Origin of the sequence: Stenotrophomonas maltophilia group sp. Smal12, assembly GCF_037079935.1 — a bacterium.
Taxonomy (GTDB): domain Bacteria; phylum Pseudomonadota; class Gammaproteobacteria; order Xanthomonadales; family Xanthomonadaceae; genus Stenotrophomonas; species Stenotrophomonas sepilia.
Genome location: NZ_JBAWUK010000006.1, coordinates 1 through 14748, shown reverse-complemented (window position 1 = coordinate 14748; position 14748 = coordinate 1). Strand labels below are relative to the sequence as shown.

16 protein-coding genes are annotated in these 14748 nt (G+C 66.7%); 10 read left to right on the top strand and 6 right to left on the bottom strand.

Translation table 11 applies throughout. From position 1 onward, the window contains the following. Window positions 1–109: 109 nt before the first annotated feature. The gene (locus WDC87_RS03970) at window positions 110–1063 is read right to left on the bottom strand and encodes an alpha/beta hydrolase (protein ID WP_252745470.1); all 954 of its coding nucleotides are present in this window, start codon (window positions 1061–1063) and stop codon (window positions 110–112) included. A gap of 481 nt (window positions 1064–1544) precedes the next feature. Here WDC87_RS03970 and WDC87_RS03965 point away from each other — a divergent pair, with 481 nt between their 5' ends. Further along, window positions 1545–2465 carry an MBL fold metallo-hydrolase gene (locus WDC87_RS03965; protein ID WP_252745471.1) on the top strand — a complete coding sequence of 307 codons (921 nt, stop codon included), beginning with the start codon at window positions 1545–1547 and terminating at the stop codon, window positions 2463–2465. Window positions 2466–2577: 112 nt separating this feature from the next. On the opposite strand, the gene WDC87_RS03960 is transcribed toward WDC87_RS03965, so the two are convergent. From WDC87_RS03960 to WDC87_RS03950, 3 genes are all read right to left on the bottom strand, one after another. Further along, window positions 2578–3459 carry an RNA polymerase sigma-70 factor gene (locus WDC87_RS03960; protein ID WP_065186738.1) on the bottom strand — a complete coding sequence of 294 codons (882 nt, stop codon included), beginning with the start codon at window positions 3457–3459 and terminating at the stop codon, window positions 2578–2580. A 75-nt stretch (window positions 3460–3534) separates the two neighbouring features. Next, entirely contained in the window at window positions 3535–3939 is a 405-nt protein-coding gene (locus WDC87_RS03955) for a cupin domain-containing protein (protein ID WP_069138529.1), read from the bottom strand. 55 nt (window positions 3940–3994) lie between these two features. Further along, on the bottom strand, window positions 3995–4474 hold the full coding sequence (locus WDC87_RS03950; RefSeq protein ID WP_180867889.1) for a carboxymuconolactone decarboxylase family protein: 480 nt from the start codon (window positions 4472–4474) through the stop codon (window positions 3995–3997). Window positions 4475–4563: 89 nt separating this feature from the next. Here WDC87_RS03950 and WDC87_RS03945 point away from each other — a divergent pair, with 89 nt between their 5' ends. The 9 genes from WDC87_RS03945 (at window position 4564) to WDC87_RS03905 (ending at window position 13177) form a co-directional block, all read left to right on the top strand. After that, a complete protein-coding gene (locus tag WDC87_RS03945; RefSeq protein ID WP_252745472.1) occupies window positions 4564–4872 on the top strand; it encodes a sigma factor-like helix-turn-helix DNA-binding protein in 309 nt (102 codons plus the stop codon). Then, entirely contained in the window at window positions 4869–5900 is a 1032-nt protein-coding gene (locus tag WDC87_RS03940; protein ID WP_252745473.1) for a LysR family transcriptional regulator, read from the top strand. The genes WDC87_RS03945 and WDC87_RS03940 overlap by 4 nt, the downstream gene beginning before the upstream one ends. A 127-nt stretch (window positions 5901–6027) precedes the next feature. Continuing rightward, complete coding sequence (locus WDC87_RS03935) at window positions 6028–6795, top strand: SDR family oxidoreductase (protein WP_252745474.1); 768 nt, start codon at window positions 6028–6030, stop codon at window positions 6793–6795. Window positions 6796–6842: 47 nt separating this feature from the next. Next, window positions 6843–7358, top strand: a complete 516-nt coding sequence (locus WDC87_RS03930) for an Ohr family peroxiredoxin (protein ID WP_252745475.1) — start codon at window positions 6843–6845, stop codon at window positions 7356–7358. Between the two features lie 306 nt (window positions 7359–7664). Continuing rightward, complete coding sequence (gene paoA, locus WDC87_RS03925) at window positions 7665–8312, top strand: aldehyde dehydrogenase iron-sulfur subunit PaoA (protein ID WP_301655214.1); 648 nt, start codon at window positions 7665–7667, stop codon at window positions 8310–8312. After that, window positions 8309–9259: a xanthine dehydrogenase family protein subunit M gene (locus tag WDC87_RS03920; RefSeq protein ID WP_252745476.1), complete on the top strand. Its 951-nt coding sequence runs from the start codon at window positions 8309–8311 to the stop codon at window positions 9257–9259. The genes paoA and WDC87_RS03920 overlap by 4 nt, the downstream gene beginning before the upstream one ends. Then, on the top strand, window positions 9259–11463 hold the full coding sequence (paoC, locus tag WDC87_RS03915; RefSeq protein WP_252745477.1) for an aldehyde oxidoreductase molybdenum-binding subunit PaoC: 2205 nt from the start codon (window positions 9259–9261) through the stop codon (window positions 11461–11463). The genes WDC87_RS03920 and paoC overlap by 1 nt, the downstream gene beginning before the upstream one ends. Before the next feature lie 8 nt (window positions 11464–11471). After that, on the top strand, window positions 11472–12533 hold the full coding sequence (locus tag WDC87_RS03910) for an XdhC/CoxI family protein (RefSeq protein WP_252745478.1): 1062 nt from the start codon (window positions 11472–11474) through the stop codon (window positions 12531–12533). Beyond that, entirely contained in the window at window positions 12509–13177 is a 669-nt protein-coding gene (locus tag WDC87_RS03905; protein WP_252745479.1) for a nucleotidyltransferase family protein, read from the top strand. Before WDC87_RS03910 ends, WDC87_RS03905 begins: the two co-directional genes overlap by 25 nt. A 61-nt stretch (window positions 13178–13238) precedes the next feature. Here WDC87_RS03905 and WDC87_RS03900 read toward each other — a convergent pair whose 3' ends face one another. Together WDC87_RS03900 and WDC87_RS03895 are read right to left on the bottom strand one after the other, a co-directional pair. Beyond that, window positions 13239–13709, bottom strand: coding sequence for a hypothetical protein (locus WDC87_RS03900; protein WP_252745480.1), 471 nt, complete (start codon window positions 13707–13709; stop codon window positions 13239–13241). Continuing rightward, window positions 13710–14066, bottom strand: coding sequence for a hypothetical protein (locus tag WDC87_RS03895; protein ID WP_188249917.1), 357 nt, complete (start codon window positions 14064–14066; stop codon window positions 13710–13712). Window positions 14067–14748: the final 682 nt, after the last annotated feature.

Below are 14748 nucleotides of genomic sequence, written 5' to 3'. Positions count from 1 at the left end.
GAAATCCCACGGCCGCAATCGTGCACTGACGTGGCAGCCGGCGCTCGTCCGGTGCCGGCCCTGCCTTTGGGCAGGAAGGGCTCCGCCATCACGACGGAGCCCCGTACACTCACTTTTCCTGCAGGAACGCCAGCAGATCCTGGTTGACCTTGTCCTTGTGGGTGTCGGTCAGGCCGTGCGGCGCACCCGGGTAGACAATCAGCTTTGCGCCCTTGATCAGCTTTGCCGACTGGCGGCCCGAGATATCGATCGGCACGATCTGATCGTCGTCACCGTGGATCACCAGGGTAGGAACATCGAACTTCTTCAGGTCGGCGCGGAAATCGGTGGCCGAGAACGCGGCGATCGAATCGTAGGTGTTCTTGTGGCCGCCCTGCATGCCCTGCGCCCACCACGCATCGATCAGCCCCTGCGACACCTTCGCGCCCGGGCGGTTGAAGCCATAGAACGGGCCCGACGGAATGTCCTTGTACAGCTGCGCGCGGTTCTCCATCTGTGCCTTGCGGATGCCGTCGAACACTTCGATCGGCAGGCCGTTCGGGTTGTCGGCGGTCTTCAGCATGAACGGCGGCACCGAGCTGATCAGCACGGCCTTCTTCACCCGTCCAGTGCCGTGCCGGCCGATGTAGCGCGCCACTTCGCCGCCACCGGTGGAGAAGCCCACCAGGGTCACATCGTGCAGGTCCAGCGTATTGATCACCGTGGCCAGGTCATCAGCGTAGTGATCCATGTCGTTGCCATCCCACGGCTGGCTGGAACGACCGTGGCCACGACGGTCATGCGCGATCACGCGGTAGCCATGGTTGGCCAGGAAGATCATCTGCGACTCCCAGCTGTCCGAGTTCAACGGCCAGCCGTGGCTGAAGGTCACGACCGGGCCGTTCTTCGGGCCCCAGTCCTTGTAGTACAGCTGCACGCCATCGGCGGTGGTGATGTAGCTGGCGGTGCGCGCGATGCTGGTGACTGCCGCCGGCGTGGCCGGTTCGGCAGCCTGCGCGGACAGGCCGGCCTGGACCGAGAGGGCGAGGGCGGCAACGGCCAGGGTACGGGCGAAGGTGTTCATGCGGGAACTCTCATGGGTGGGTGGTGAGAGGTACTTTGCGCCCGCGATCAGGCGCCAGGGATATGACAAGTCCGAATTTCTTGATAGATCGTCCTGCGTGCACGAATCCACAGCAGGGTCGACTGAATGATCGTCCGAAGCTGCCCGACCTGGGCCTGCGCACCACCGAACGAGCCAGAGGCGCTTGCAATGGTGACATTGCAGCCGCTGCCGCATTGCTTCCCGGAACGCAACATGACGTACCCCTTCACGGACCTACCGCACCTGCGGCGTGCTGCCTAGGCTGATCCCACACGGCACCTGCCGTGTTCCGGGCCCATTGCCCGCGCAGTGGCCCGTCTTCCCATGAACTCCGCAGCGCTGGCCTGCCAGGCAACCGTGCCCTGGCAATGTCACGGCCTGCGCCATGGGCAAGCGCCCGGATTCGTTCGCGCCAGCCTTGCATTGCTGCCCGCCCAACGCCTCATCGTGGAGATCCCTCATGTTCAGTATGGAAAACACCGCCGCGCCCATTGCTCCCGCCCTCGATGAACTGGTGCCCTCGCGCTACGCCCTGAAAGTGGGCGACATCGAAGTGCTGGTGATCAGCGATGGCGTCCTTCCGTTGCCCACCCAGATGCTCGGCCACAACGTGCCGGCGGACGACCGTGCCCAATGGTTCGAAGAGATGTACCTGCCCCAGGATGCTTTCGACTGGGCATTGAACGTGATGGTGGTGCACAGCGGTGATCGCGCCATCCTCATCGATGCCGGCCTGGGCATGGACCCGGACCTGCAGCTGCCGCGCGCCGGCCAGCTGATCCGCCGCCTCGGTGCCGCCGGTATCAACCTGAGCGAAATCACCGACGTGGTGATCACCCACATGCACATGGACCACGTCGGCGGCCTGCTGGTTGAAGGCGTAAAGGAACAGCTGCGCCCGGACCTGAAAATCCACGTCGCAGCCGCGGAAGTCGAGTTCTGGAAGTCGCCGGACTTCAGCCGTACCAACATGCCGCAGGGCTTCCCCGATGCGCTGCGCGCCATGGCCAAGCACTTCTGGGCCGAGTACAGCAGCTATGTGCACACCTTCCAGGACGAACAGCAGATCGCACCGGGCGTGACGGCCCGCCGTACCGGTGGGCATACCCCGGGCCACTGCGTGGTGCGCGTGGCGTCTGCGGGGCAGGCCCTGACCTTTGCCGGTGACGCGGTGTTCGCGGTCGGCTTCGACCAACCGAACTGGCACAACGGCTTCGAGCACGACCCGGAGGAATCCGCACGCGTTCGCGTTGCTCTGCTGAAGGAACTGGCCGGCACCGGCGAAATGCTGGTGGCCACGCATCTTCCGTTCCCGTCAGTGGGCCGGGTGTCGCTGGAGGGCGAGACTTTCCGCTGGGTGCCGGTGTTCTGGGACTTCTGATCGGATCCTGCGGTTACAGCGCAAGCAGAAGTTTTCGACGGGGCGCATCGGCGCCCCGCTCGAATCCCGCAAGGGCGGCCGGCAACGGACGCCATCCCTGGCTGGCGTGGAACTACTGGATGGCGATAGGGCGAGCCAACCGCTGCAGCTTGCGCGGGTTGCGCTGCACCAGAACCTGCGTGATCCGCTCGCCATCGGTCTCGAAGGCCATCGCCGCCTCCAGCTCGCCATCGAAATAGCGCAGCAGTCCCAGCCGTCCGTTGAGCATGGCCGGTACCATCCGCAACTGCGCGCTGCGCCGCAGGTGCGGGGCATACAGCAGCTGGGCAATGCGTGCGCCCCCGACCATCGGCCCTGGGAAGCTGGTGACGATACCGCCGCCGTCACCCACCAGCTCGGCCGATTCGGCCATCAACGCCTTCATCGTGCGGAAATCGCCACTGGATGCAGCCTCGGCGAAGCGGCGCAGCAGTTTCTGGTGCACGTCCTGCGGGACGTTGTAGCGGGGGCGCTCCTGCCTGAGCTGCTGGCGCGCGCGATGCACGATCTGCCGGCAGGCGGCCTCTGTCTTGTCCAGGGTGCGCGCGACCACCGCGTAATCCTGATCGAACACATCGTGCAGCAGGAAAGCCGCACGCGCATCCGGGGCCAACCGTTCCAGCACACTGAGGAAGGCGACCGACAGATCGCTGGCGGTTTCCAGCACGTACTCGGGCGTGGCGGTGTCATCGGTCAGCAGCGGCTCGGGCAACCACATGCCCACATAGTGTTCGCGCGCATGCCGGGCCAGGCGCAGGCCATCAATGGCGCGACGGGTGGTGGTCGCCACCAGCCAGGCTTCCGGATTCTCGATCTGTGACTGGTCGGTGCCATGCCAGCGCAGCCAGACATCCTGCACCACGTCTTCGGCTTCGTGCGAAGACCCAAGCATGCGGTAGGCCACGCCGAACAGGCGTGGGCGGAGGCGTGAGAACAGCGCAGTGGATTCGTCCATGCCAGCGTAGACGGGACAGGTCCCCGGATTGTGACACCCGGGAACCTGTCGTTGGTGCCAGCGCCGGACGTGCGATCAGTGCGGCGGCAGCACCGCCGGCTTGCCGATGTCCTTGATCAGGAACACCACGAACTTCGCCGGCTCGGTGGCGCTGGCGTTGCGGCCTACGGTGTGCAGATCGGCCGGGCCTTCATGGAAGGCCTCGCCCGGGCCAAGGGTGACTTCCTTGCCGCCAGCAACACCCATCACGATCCGCCCTTCCAGGACATAGACGAAGCCATGGGCATCGTGGCGGTGGACAGGATCGGCGCCACCCGGCGGATACTCCACGGTAAGGATCAGCGCTTCCTTGCCGGGCTGCTCCGGCAGGGCGCGGGTCATCACCTCGCGCACCAGGGGCTGGGGCGCAGCAGAGGGCGGGGTGGCGGCAGCGCCGCACAGTGGCAGCAGCGCAAACAGGGCCAGAACAGAACGACGCATGGCAGGTCTCCAAAGCGGTAGAGCAGGGCCGCAGCATGGGGCAGCGGCGGAAGGATCAGGCTAGGCCGGCCTTGTCCAGGCCAAAGGCCGCGTCCAGCGTGCCGGGCGTGGTACGGAAGGCAACGTTGGCGCGGTTCCAGGCGTTGATCGCCATCACCGCGTGGGTGAGGTCGACAATCTCCTGATCGGACAGCTGGCCGCGCACGCGCGCGTACAGCTCGTCGGGCACGCCCTGTGCCGGCAGCTGGGTCAGTACTTCGGTCCAGGCCAGGCAGGCGCGCTCGCGCGGGCTGAACAGCGTCGATTCACGCCATGCCGCCAGGTGATGCAGGCGCAGCGGGCGCTCACCACGCAGGGTGGCCTCCTTCACGTGCATGTCCAGGCAGAAGCCACAGCCGTTGAGCTGCGATGCACGGATGTTGACCAGATCGATGATGGCACCTTCGATCGAGGCGGTGTGGGCGGCATGCGAGTAGAGGCCGAGCTTCTTGAACAGTTCGGGGGATTGCGCGGCGTAATCCAGGCGTGCGGTCATGGTGTGTTCCTGTAGCGTGTGAAGGGCACAGCGAGGCTAGGCCTGCATTCGCAATGTCGGTAGGCGGGGGCCGGGCCGCACGCTGTTGCATGAAGAGCACCAATGTCCTGTCACAGCGGGCGATGCTCGGCCGTCTGCCGGGCATGGACACCTCATCGCACCTGCGCACCGCATCGCGCCCTGCCAGCGAACAGGTCTGGCAGGCCTTCCTCTCCGCATTGCGCGAACTGCCGCCCGATGCACGTGCGGTACTGTTGCTGCATGACGTGCTGGGTGCCGGATTCGAGGACATCGTGCCCCTGCTGGGGCTCGATCTTGCCGCGTGCAGGCAACGGTTGAAGCTGGCGCGGAGCCACCTGCACGCACAACGTGCCCGCCCGGAGCCAGGCCACCCATGAACGCCGCAACGCCCCGCCTGGCCAGCGACGGCCACGATGCGCTCAATGCGTCCTTCTCCACCAGCTACGCCGGCGTGCTGGCCTTCATTGCAGTGGCGTCCGAGGGCAGCTTCGCGCGCGCGGCCGACCGGCTCGGCATCGGCCGCTCGGCCGTCAGCCGCAGCGTGCAGAAGCTGGAAAGCCAGCTGGGCGTGCGGTTGTTCCTGCGCACCACGCGCTCGACCACGCTCACCCGCGAAGGCGAGCTGTTCCTGGAGGGCTGCAACCCGGGCGTGACCTGCATCCTGCAGGCGCTGGAGGAAATGCGCGACCTGCGCGAGGGCCCGCCGCGCGGGCACCTGCGCATCAGTGCCAGCCACGGCTTCGGCCGTCGGGTGATTGCGCCCTTGCTGGCAGCCTTCCGTGCCGAGTACCCGCAGGTATCCGTGGAGCTGCTGCTGGACGAGCAGGCCCCCGACCTGGCCGGTGATCGCATCGACGTGGCGTTTCGCGACGGCCTACTGGAAGACAGCCAAGTGATCGCCAAGCAGCTGGTGCCGATGCAGCTGGTCGTATGTGCATCACCGGCGTACGCGCAGGTGCACGGCCTGCCCGCGTCGGTGGACACGCTGCCCACGCATGCCTGCATCGGGCGGCGCCTGCCGGGCGGACGCATGCAGCCCTGGGAATTCCGTGTCCACGGTGCCGAAGTGCACCTGCAGCCGCCGACCGCACTGGTGTTCAACGATGCCGACCTGGCCCTGCAGGCCGTCATCGACGGGCTGGGCATCGCCCAGCTGCCCAGCTATCAGGTGCGTGAAGCGCTGTGGGCGGGCAGGGTGGTGACCTGCCTGGATCGGCATGCGCCACTCGATCGCGGCCACTACCTGTGCTACCTCAGCCGCCGCCAGCTGCCCAAGCGCGTGCGTGCCTTCATCGACTTCAGCACGCAGCGGGTGCGCGCGCTCGAACTGGATGTGATCTCGCACTGGGAAGCACGCCAGCAGGCCACCCCTCTGAAGCCAGGCGCACAGCCTGCCTTGGCCTGAGCGTACTGGTGCGTGCCGGGCAACAGTGCGCGGCCGGTCACGGACCTACTGCCTCGCGCCCGCGCCACCTACGATGCCTGCGCCCGGCCACACGCCGGTAGCCCCTCTATATTCCAGGAGACACGCAATGAAGTTCCTCGTCATCGGTGGTACCGGCCGCATCGGCAGCAAGGTGGTGGAGCGCCTGCGTGTCGCCGGGCATGAGATCGTGGTGGCAGCGCCCTCCACCGGGGTGGATGTGCTGACCGGTGAGGGCCTGGATGCCGCCATGGACGGCGTCGACGTGGTGGTGGACCTGGCCAACTCGCCCTCGTTCGAAGACGCAGCAGTGCTTTCGTTCTTCGTGACCGCCAGCCACAACATACTTGCGGCCGCCACCCGTGCCGGCGTGCGCCACCATGTCGCGCTTTCTGTTGTTGGCACCGACAAGCTTGCCGCCAGTGGCTACTTCCGCGGCAAGATCGCCCAGGAGCGGCTGATCCGCGACTCGGGCCTGCCGTACACCATCATCCATTCCACGCAGTTCTTCGAGTTCCTGCCGGGCATCATCCAGTCCGCCGGCGACGGGACGGCCGTGCGGCTGCCGGCCGCCGACGTGCAGCCGATTGCCGCCGAGGATGTTGCCGAAGCGGTGGCACGCATCGCGCAGCAGGCGCCAGCCAATGGCGTGCTGGAGATCGCCGGGCCGCAGCGCAGCGCGATGGCGGATCTGGCCAGGCGCTATCTGCAACTGACGGGTGATTCCCGGCAGGTGGTGGCGGACGCCGATGCACTGTACTTCGGCGCGCCGCTGCAGATCGAGACGCTGGTGCCGGCCGGCCACGCGTGGCTGGGGCAGGTCGATTTCGAAGCCTGGCTGCAGCAGTCCGGTCTGTTGCAGCGGCAGCCTGCCTGAGCGGCGAATCGATCGCCTGCCGCAGCTGCGTTTGATGGAGCCGTGCAATGACCGAGCTGAAGCCGCCTTCGCCTGCCATGCTGGACCGCTACCAGGGCGACGACGTGAAGCCGCTGTACACCGGCCGCGTGCGGGTGAGCGGAGGCCAGGCCCAGCATGGGCGGGCGTCCGGCGTCGTGCGATCGGACGACGGTGCACTGGCGGTGGACCTGCGCCTGCCGCCGGAGCTCGGCGGGCCTGGCGGCGGCGCCAATCCCGAGCAGCTGCTGGCTGCGGGCTATGCCGGCTGCTTCCACGGTGCACTGGTGCTGGTGGCCGCGCGTGCCGGCCTGCTGCTGCACAACCCCAGCATCGAGGTGGCGGTCACCTTCGCCCGTGATCCGGCAGATGGGCTGTACCTGCTGTCGGCCGAGATCGTGGTACATCTTCCCGGCATGGATGAGAACCTCGCCTGCGAACTGGTGCGCAACACCGAACGCGTCTGCCCATACGCCAAGATGTTCCATCGTGGCATCAGCCATGCGGTGCATGTGCGGGTCGGCCCGCAGGCTTCGCCTCTGTAGAGTCGAGCCATGCTCGACCATGGGAAGTGGCAACTCAGACAAGCCCGCCGTAGTTGGCCTGCAGGCTGGGAATGAGTCCGGGTGTCCATGAAAGGGCTGGATGCAGTCGATTTCTTCGGACTTGCTACAACATGTTCTTCTGGGCACTCAGGCTGACTGCCTTGGCAGGTTCGTACATTTCGCCGACTTCACAGATCTGTACCCCGCAGATGGGCATAGTGGCCCTTCGGTAGTGTGAGCGCGTCCATCCAGCCACGGGGTTTCCCCGAACGCCAGGAGGTCACTGTGCCAAGTTGTGATGAAGGAATGAAGTTGACGCGTCGCCAGGTGATCGCCGGCGGCGTCACGACCGTGGCGATGTCCGCCGCACCGGGGGCATCATCGCTCGCCGCCGAACTGGCGGCGCCCCCGCCGCCCAGGCCGCCGGTCATCAGCACGGTGGCCTTGACCGTCAACGGCGAGCGGCGGGAGCTTGAGCTCGACACCCGGACCACGCTGCTCGATGCCCTGCGCGAACATCTGAAGCTGACCGGGACCAAGAAGGGCTGCGACCACGGTCAATGCGGTGCCTGTACCGTGCTGGTCAACGGTGAGCGCATCAATGCCTGCCTCAGCCTGGCGGTACAGCACCAGGGCGATGCCATCACCACCATCGAAGGCCTCGGAACTCCCGATGACCTGCATCCGATGCAGGCCGCCTTCATCAAGCATGATGGCTACCAGTGCGGGTATTGCACGCCGGGGCAGATCTGTTCGGCGGTGGCGGTCCTGGACGAGATCAAGCGGGGTGTGCCCAGCCATGTACAGGCGGACATCAGCGCACGGCCCCGGGCCACCAACATGGAAATGCGCGAACGCATGAGCGGCAACCTCTGCCGCTGCGGCGCCTATTCCAATATTGCCGAGGCGATGGCAGAGGTCGCTGGCGTCACCTCTGCAGGGAGGCGCGCATGAGGGCCTTCAGTTACGAACGCGCGAAATCCCCGGCCGAGGCCGCCAAGGCCGTCGCCGGTACCGAGGGCGCGAAGTTCCTGGCCGGAGGGACCAATCTGCTCGACCTGATGAAGCTGGAGGTCGAGACGCCAGCGCACCTGGTCGATGTGCAGGACATCGGCCTGGACAGGATCGAACCCACCGACGAAGGCGGCCTGCGCATCGGCACGCTGGTCACCAATACCGCACTGGCGTCACATGAGCGCGTGCGCCGCGACTACGCGGTGCTGACCCGCGCGATCGTGGCAGGTGCTTCCGGGCAGTTGCGCAACAAAGCCACCACCGGCGGCAACCTGCTGCAGCGCACGCGCTGCCCGTATTTCTACGATCCCAATCTGCCCTGCAACAAGCGCCTGCCCGGATCCGGCTGCGGCGCACTCGAGGGGTTCTCCCGGCAGATGGGCGTGATCGGCACTTCGGACAGCTGCATCGCGACCTATCCGGGCGACATGGCGGTGGCCCTGCGGGTGCTGGACGCCTCGATCCAGACCGTCAGGGGTGACGGCAGTACGCGCAGCATCCCGATTGCCGATTTCCATCGCTCCCCCGGCGACAGGCCGCAGCAGGACAACGTGCTGCAGCGCGGTGAGCTGATCACCCACGTCACGCTGCCACAACCCCTGGGCGGTCGGCACGTGTACCACAAGGTACGTGACCGCGCGTCCTATGCGTTCGCACTGGTGTCGGTCGCCGCGGTCGTGCAGCGTGACGGCTCGGCGCGGTTCGCCTTCGGTGGGGTCGCGCCGAAGCCGTGGCGCGTCGAGGCAGCCGAACCGCTGCTGCGCGACGGCGTAAAGGCCGCGACCCGGCAGGTGTTCGCCGGTGCCCGCCCGACGCGGGAGAACGCGTTCAAGATCGCGCTCGCCGAGCGCACCCTAGCAGCCGTGCTGGTGGAAGGAGAGCGCTGATGCTCCTTGAATTCAACGCCCCCGCCGGCGACAACCTGTTCGACAAGGCCAAGGTCGTCGGCAAGTCGACGCCGCGCATCGACGGTCCACGCAAGACCACCGGCACCGCCCCCTATGCCTACGAGCGCCATGACGTGGCTCCGAACCAGGCCTACGGCTACATCGTCGGTGCGGGCATCGGCAAGGGGCGCATCATTTCGATGGATGCCTCCCGCGCACGCGCCGCCCCCGGCGTACTGGCGGTCATCACCGCACCGGAAACCACGCCGGTCGGCAAATCGAACTGGAACAACGCGCCGCTGTTCGGCGGACCCGAAGTGGCCCACTACCACCAGGCCATCGCCTGCGTGGTGGCAGAGACCTTCGAGCAGGCCCGCGCCGCCGCGGCGCTGATCCGCACCCGCTACGAGCGCGGCAAGGGCCGCTTCGATTTCCCAGCCTTGGCGCCGTCCGCGCCGCTGGCAAAGGGGCGCGGTGGCAAGCCCGACCGGCAGACGCTCGGCGATTTCGACACCGCTTACGCGAGCGCGGCGGTCAAGCTCGACGAGACCTACCACACCTCCGACGAAAGTCATTCGATGATGGAGCCGCACGCCACCATCGCCGCCTGGGAGGGCGACACGCTCACGCTATGGACGGCGAACCAGATGATCGACTGGGCCAGGCAGGGCATGGCGGCGATCCTCGGCATCGATCCTGCCAAGGTGCGCGTGGACTCGCCCTATATCGGCGGCGGCTTCGGCGGCAAGCTGTTCATCCGTGCCGACGCGGTGCTGGCCGCGCTGGCGGCCAAGCAGGTCGGGCGGCCGGTGAAGATCGCACTGCAGCGCCCGTTGATGCCCAACAACACCACGCACCGGCACGCCACCCTCCAGCGCGTGCGGATCGGCTGCGGAAAGGATGGCCGGATCTCCGCCATCGCCCATGAGAACTGGTCGGGCAACATCAACGGTGAGGACGGCGAGAACGGCACCCTGCAGACGCCCAAGCTCTATGCAGGCGCCAACCGCCTGGTGGCCAATTACATCGCCACGCTCGACATGCCCGAAGGCAATGCGATGCGCGCACCGGGCGAAGCACCCGGCCACATGGCGCTGGAAGTGGCGATGGACGAAATGGCCGAGAAGCTGGGCCTCGACCCGATCGCGTTCCGCATCCTCAACGAGCCCGAGGTGGTACCCGGCGATCCGTCCAAGAAGTTCTCCGACCGCAACCTGGTGCGCTGCCTGCGCGAAGGCGCGGAGCGCTTCAACTGGAACAAGCGCAACCCCAGGCCGGCGCAGGTCAGGGAAGGGGACTGGCTGATCGGCATGGGCGTATCTGCGGGCTATCGCGGTGCACCGACAATGAAGTCGGCGGCGCGGGTCAGGCTTGACGGCCAGGGCGGAGTGATTGTCGAGACCGACATGACCGACATCGGCACCGGCTCCTACACAATCATCGCGCAGACGGCAGCCGAAACCATGGGCGTGCCGCTGGAGCGGGTCCAGGTGACCCTCGGCGACTCCCGTCATCCCGCCTCCGCCGGTTCCGGCGGCCAGTGGGGCGCGGCAAGCTCCACCGCAGGCGTGTACGCGGCGTGCGTCAGCCTGCGCCGCAAGGTGGGCGAGAAACTGGGCTTCGACGGCGACACCGCAGACTTCGCCAATGGCCGCATCCAGGCGGGTGGGCGGACGATCAAGCTGGCAGAGGCGGGGACACTGTCGGCGGAGGACGGCATTGCCTTCGGCGACTTCAAGCAAGGCTATGACGTGGGCACCTATGCAGGGCATTTCTGCGAGGTTGCCGTGCATGCCTACACGGGAGAGACGCGCATCCGCCGCATGCTTGCCGTATGCGATGGCGGGCGGATCCTCAATCCGCTCTCTGCGCGCAGCCAGGTCATCGGCGGGATGGTGATGGGCGCGGGCGCGACCCTGATGGAGGAGCTGGTGGTCGACAAACGGCTTGGCTTGTTCATCAACCACGACCTGGCCGGCTACGAGGTTCCCGTGCACGCCGACATCCCGTACCAGGAAGTGGTCTTCCTCGACACGCTGGATCCGGTGATCTCGCCGATGAAGGCCAAGGGTGTGGGTGAACTGGGCATCTGCGGGGTCGGCGCCGCGATCGCCAATGCGGTCTACAACGCAACCGGCGTGCGCGTGCGCAACTATCCCATTACCCTGGACAAGCTGCTGCCCGGCTTGCCCGACGTAGGCTGACGGTGCGCATGGACCGACCCGCAGCCTCGACCACTCTGGAGGTCTCCGCCGCAGGCGGAGGGGAGCCCGGCGATCTTGCCGAGGACCTGTCGGCAGCGCCGGGCTTCCTCGCCGAAGGCAGCCCGCGCGGCGTACTCGAGACGGCATTGACGCGCGTGCGCGCGGGGGAGTACGCCGTGCTCGCGCTGGTGCTGGAAACCGATGGCTCCACCTACGCCGGTGCCGGCGACATGGTGCTGTTCTGCAACGGCAGCCAGGTCGGCTGGCTGAGCGGCGGATGCCTGGAGCCCGAGCTCGCGCGACGCGCGGAGCAGGTGAGCGCTGCAGGCCGGGTCGACTGGATTGAGATCGACACCCGCAGTGACGACGATCTGTTGAGTGGGTCCGCGCTCGGGTGCCGCGGCCGGCTGCGGATTGCGCTCCTGCCCTTGCGTGCCATGGCCGGCATCGACGACGTCATCGAGGCATGGCTGCGCGAGGGCGTGCCACTACAGCGCGAGCTGCGCGCATCGGGGCAGATCGTTTTCCGCGCGGGCTGTCGCGAGCGGACGTGGCAGCTGCACCCGATGGACGGTACGCAGTCCTTTGGCGAGGGTGCGTGGCGTTTGCCGTTGCCCCGGCTTCCGCGGGCCCTGGTGTTGGGGGGCGGTCCGGAAACGCCCCTCCTGGTTCCGTTGCTGCGGGGCTTGGGGTGGCGGGTCAGCGTGGCCGAACGGCGAGCGCGCTGGGCCTCAGCCGGGCAGTGCGCAGACGCGCATCTTCAGACCAGCCCGGCCGAGGCCCTTCATGGCGACCCGTGCGACGCGGTACTGGTGATGCATCACGATTTCGAACTGGACCGGGAGGCGCTGGTGGCCCTGGCTGATACCAAAGTTATGTTCATTGGACTGCTGGGTCCGCGGCGAAGGCGCGAGGACCTGTTCAAGTTGCTGACACCGGATCAGCGCCACCGCCTTTCCCCGAGACTTCGGTCACCGGTCGGCCTGGACATCGGCGGCCGAGGGCCAGAGGCGATTTCGCTCAGCATCGCTGCGCAGCTGCAGCAATGGCGAAGCGCGCACGGCAGGTGACTGATGCGCATGCGGTCGTCGTGCTGGCTGCCGGCGGGAGCACCCGACTTGGCCAGCCCAAGCAGCTTCTGACCCGGCAGGGCGAGACCCTGGTACATCGCGTGGTGCGGTTGGCGCGCGAGGTCGCGCCAGCGCAGGTACTGGTCGTGGTCGGCGCGAACGCACAGGCCGTGACATCCAGCATTGCCGGGCTGGACGCCACCCCGGTAACCAACCAGCACTGGGAACGCGGCCTGGCGAGCAGTCTGCAGGTTGCCGGCGCACACCTGCTGCCCACGGTGACCGCGGTGATGGTCGTGGCATGCGACCAGCCCGCAATCGAGCGCTCCCATCTGCAGGCGCTGCTTTCGGGTGCCCGCGCCTCGGCGTCAGGGTGCGCTGGCACCCGTCATGGAGACGCGCCTGGCATTCCTGCAGTAGTGCCGCGTGCATGGTTCAACTCTGCGCGTGCAACCGGTGACCGCGGCTTCGGAGCGCGCCTGCGGCAACTTCCTGCCGATACGGTGCATGTCCTAAAGGCACCGGCACTGGGCCTGGATATCGATACGCCAGAAGATCTTGCGCGTGCGCGCGATGCGGGCTGGATCGATGCCGAGGTCGAGTCGCACGATCACGGTGCCAACGCCCGTCAAGCAGATGACTAGCGGCAGAGCCGGACCCCGAACCCTCGCTGCCCGCAGCCCTGTAGAGTCGAGCCATGCTCGACTACGGCACGCCACATCGCGCCCCATCAGGCACATCACCAGCAAGAATCTGCAGCACCCGATCCAACAGAACAGGTTCCGGCACGTCAGCCAGGACCTGCTCCAGGTAACCCAACGGCTCCAACTGCCATTCGAGGAGCGCCCGCAACCGCATAACGGCAGGCGCCCGCTGCTTCGCGTCCAGTGAGACCTGCAACAGCAGATGTTGCGAGCGCCTCTCCAGCCACAGCACGGGTATGCCTCGGCAATGAACCTGGAACTCGGCATCTCGGCGCCGCTCAACGAACTGGAAGCTCTGTAGTGGCCGAGCCTGCACGAACTGCATGGCTTGGCGGCGCAACTGCAGAAAGCGATCGCCGGGGATGCTGTGGAAACCGATAGGCGAGGGCTTGGGCGGTGCCAGCCACTGCGTCTGTGCCGCAACCACCACCACAAGACAGAGCGCGGTGGCCGCCCAGCGCCACCAGGCCACTCAGCCCTCCGGATGCAGTCGGGTACTGGCGTGTGCGCTAAGGCCGATTCCGGCCATGATCAGCCCCTCCATCACGCGCGGGCCAACGTACTGCTCCAGCTCGCCATTTTCGCGGGCGCGCTGCGCGGCCAGCAGAATCTCCAGGACCACGCGAAGCCCGGCCAGCGAGCAATCGGTATCCGCCAAGGCGATGCGTCTACCGGGCATCTGATGGCGTTCAGGCCACGGCTGGCCATCGGAGGCGACGCCAGAGCCGATGCTGTGCAGCAGGGCGATGAGGGTGTTCGGGTCCAGCGCAGGGCCATTCGCAGGCGCGTCGTGGATCGGGTGCGGGGCAGGGGAGTGGGGCTGGGTCATGGCGGGGCTCCTTGCGTGCATGCAGAAGCCGCCACCGATAAAGGTGGCGGACGATGCGAGGTTCGAAACCCGGTCTACGCTAAACCGGCAGGCGCAAGGCCTCCACGCACCGCCCGCCATAGCAGGCCGACGGATTGCCAGCCGGCACCACCTGATGGGTGATGCCGGCTGGCAAGCGTTTACTTCAGCGTAGAACCGGGGTTTCGAATCCCGGCCACCTGTTCAAGGTGGCACGGCAAGGAATACGCCCGGTTGTGCGCGATGCCAATGCAGTAGGGCTGATGACGTCACTACTTTCAACATTTTCAGAATCGTTGCATACGACGAAAACAAGCTGGAGCCTTGCGCTGCAACGCTATCGGCCATGTCGGTGGTGCACGCATGACGAGTGTCGGCATTTGCCCGGCGAGGTTGTGAGCGAGGCAGATGCGACATGCCTGTCCAGCAATGCGCTTCCGATTGCGTGTGACGCGTCACGTTAATACGTGAAATCTGCGAAGTAAGGCGCTGCATGTCACCATGTGGCGGGGCGAATCATCTGCACAATGCCCCTTGGTACTGGACCGGCCAGAGTTCTGTAGACACTCAGTTGCCGCTCTGCGCGTAGCGCCTTTCAAACTCTACCGGTGACACGCCGCCAGCGGAACCATGCCGGCGGATCGGGTTGTAGAACATCTCGATG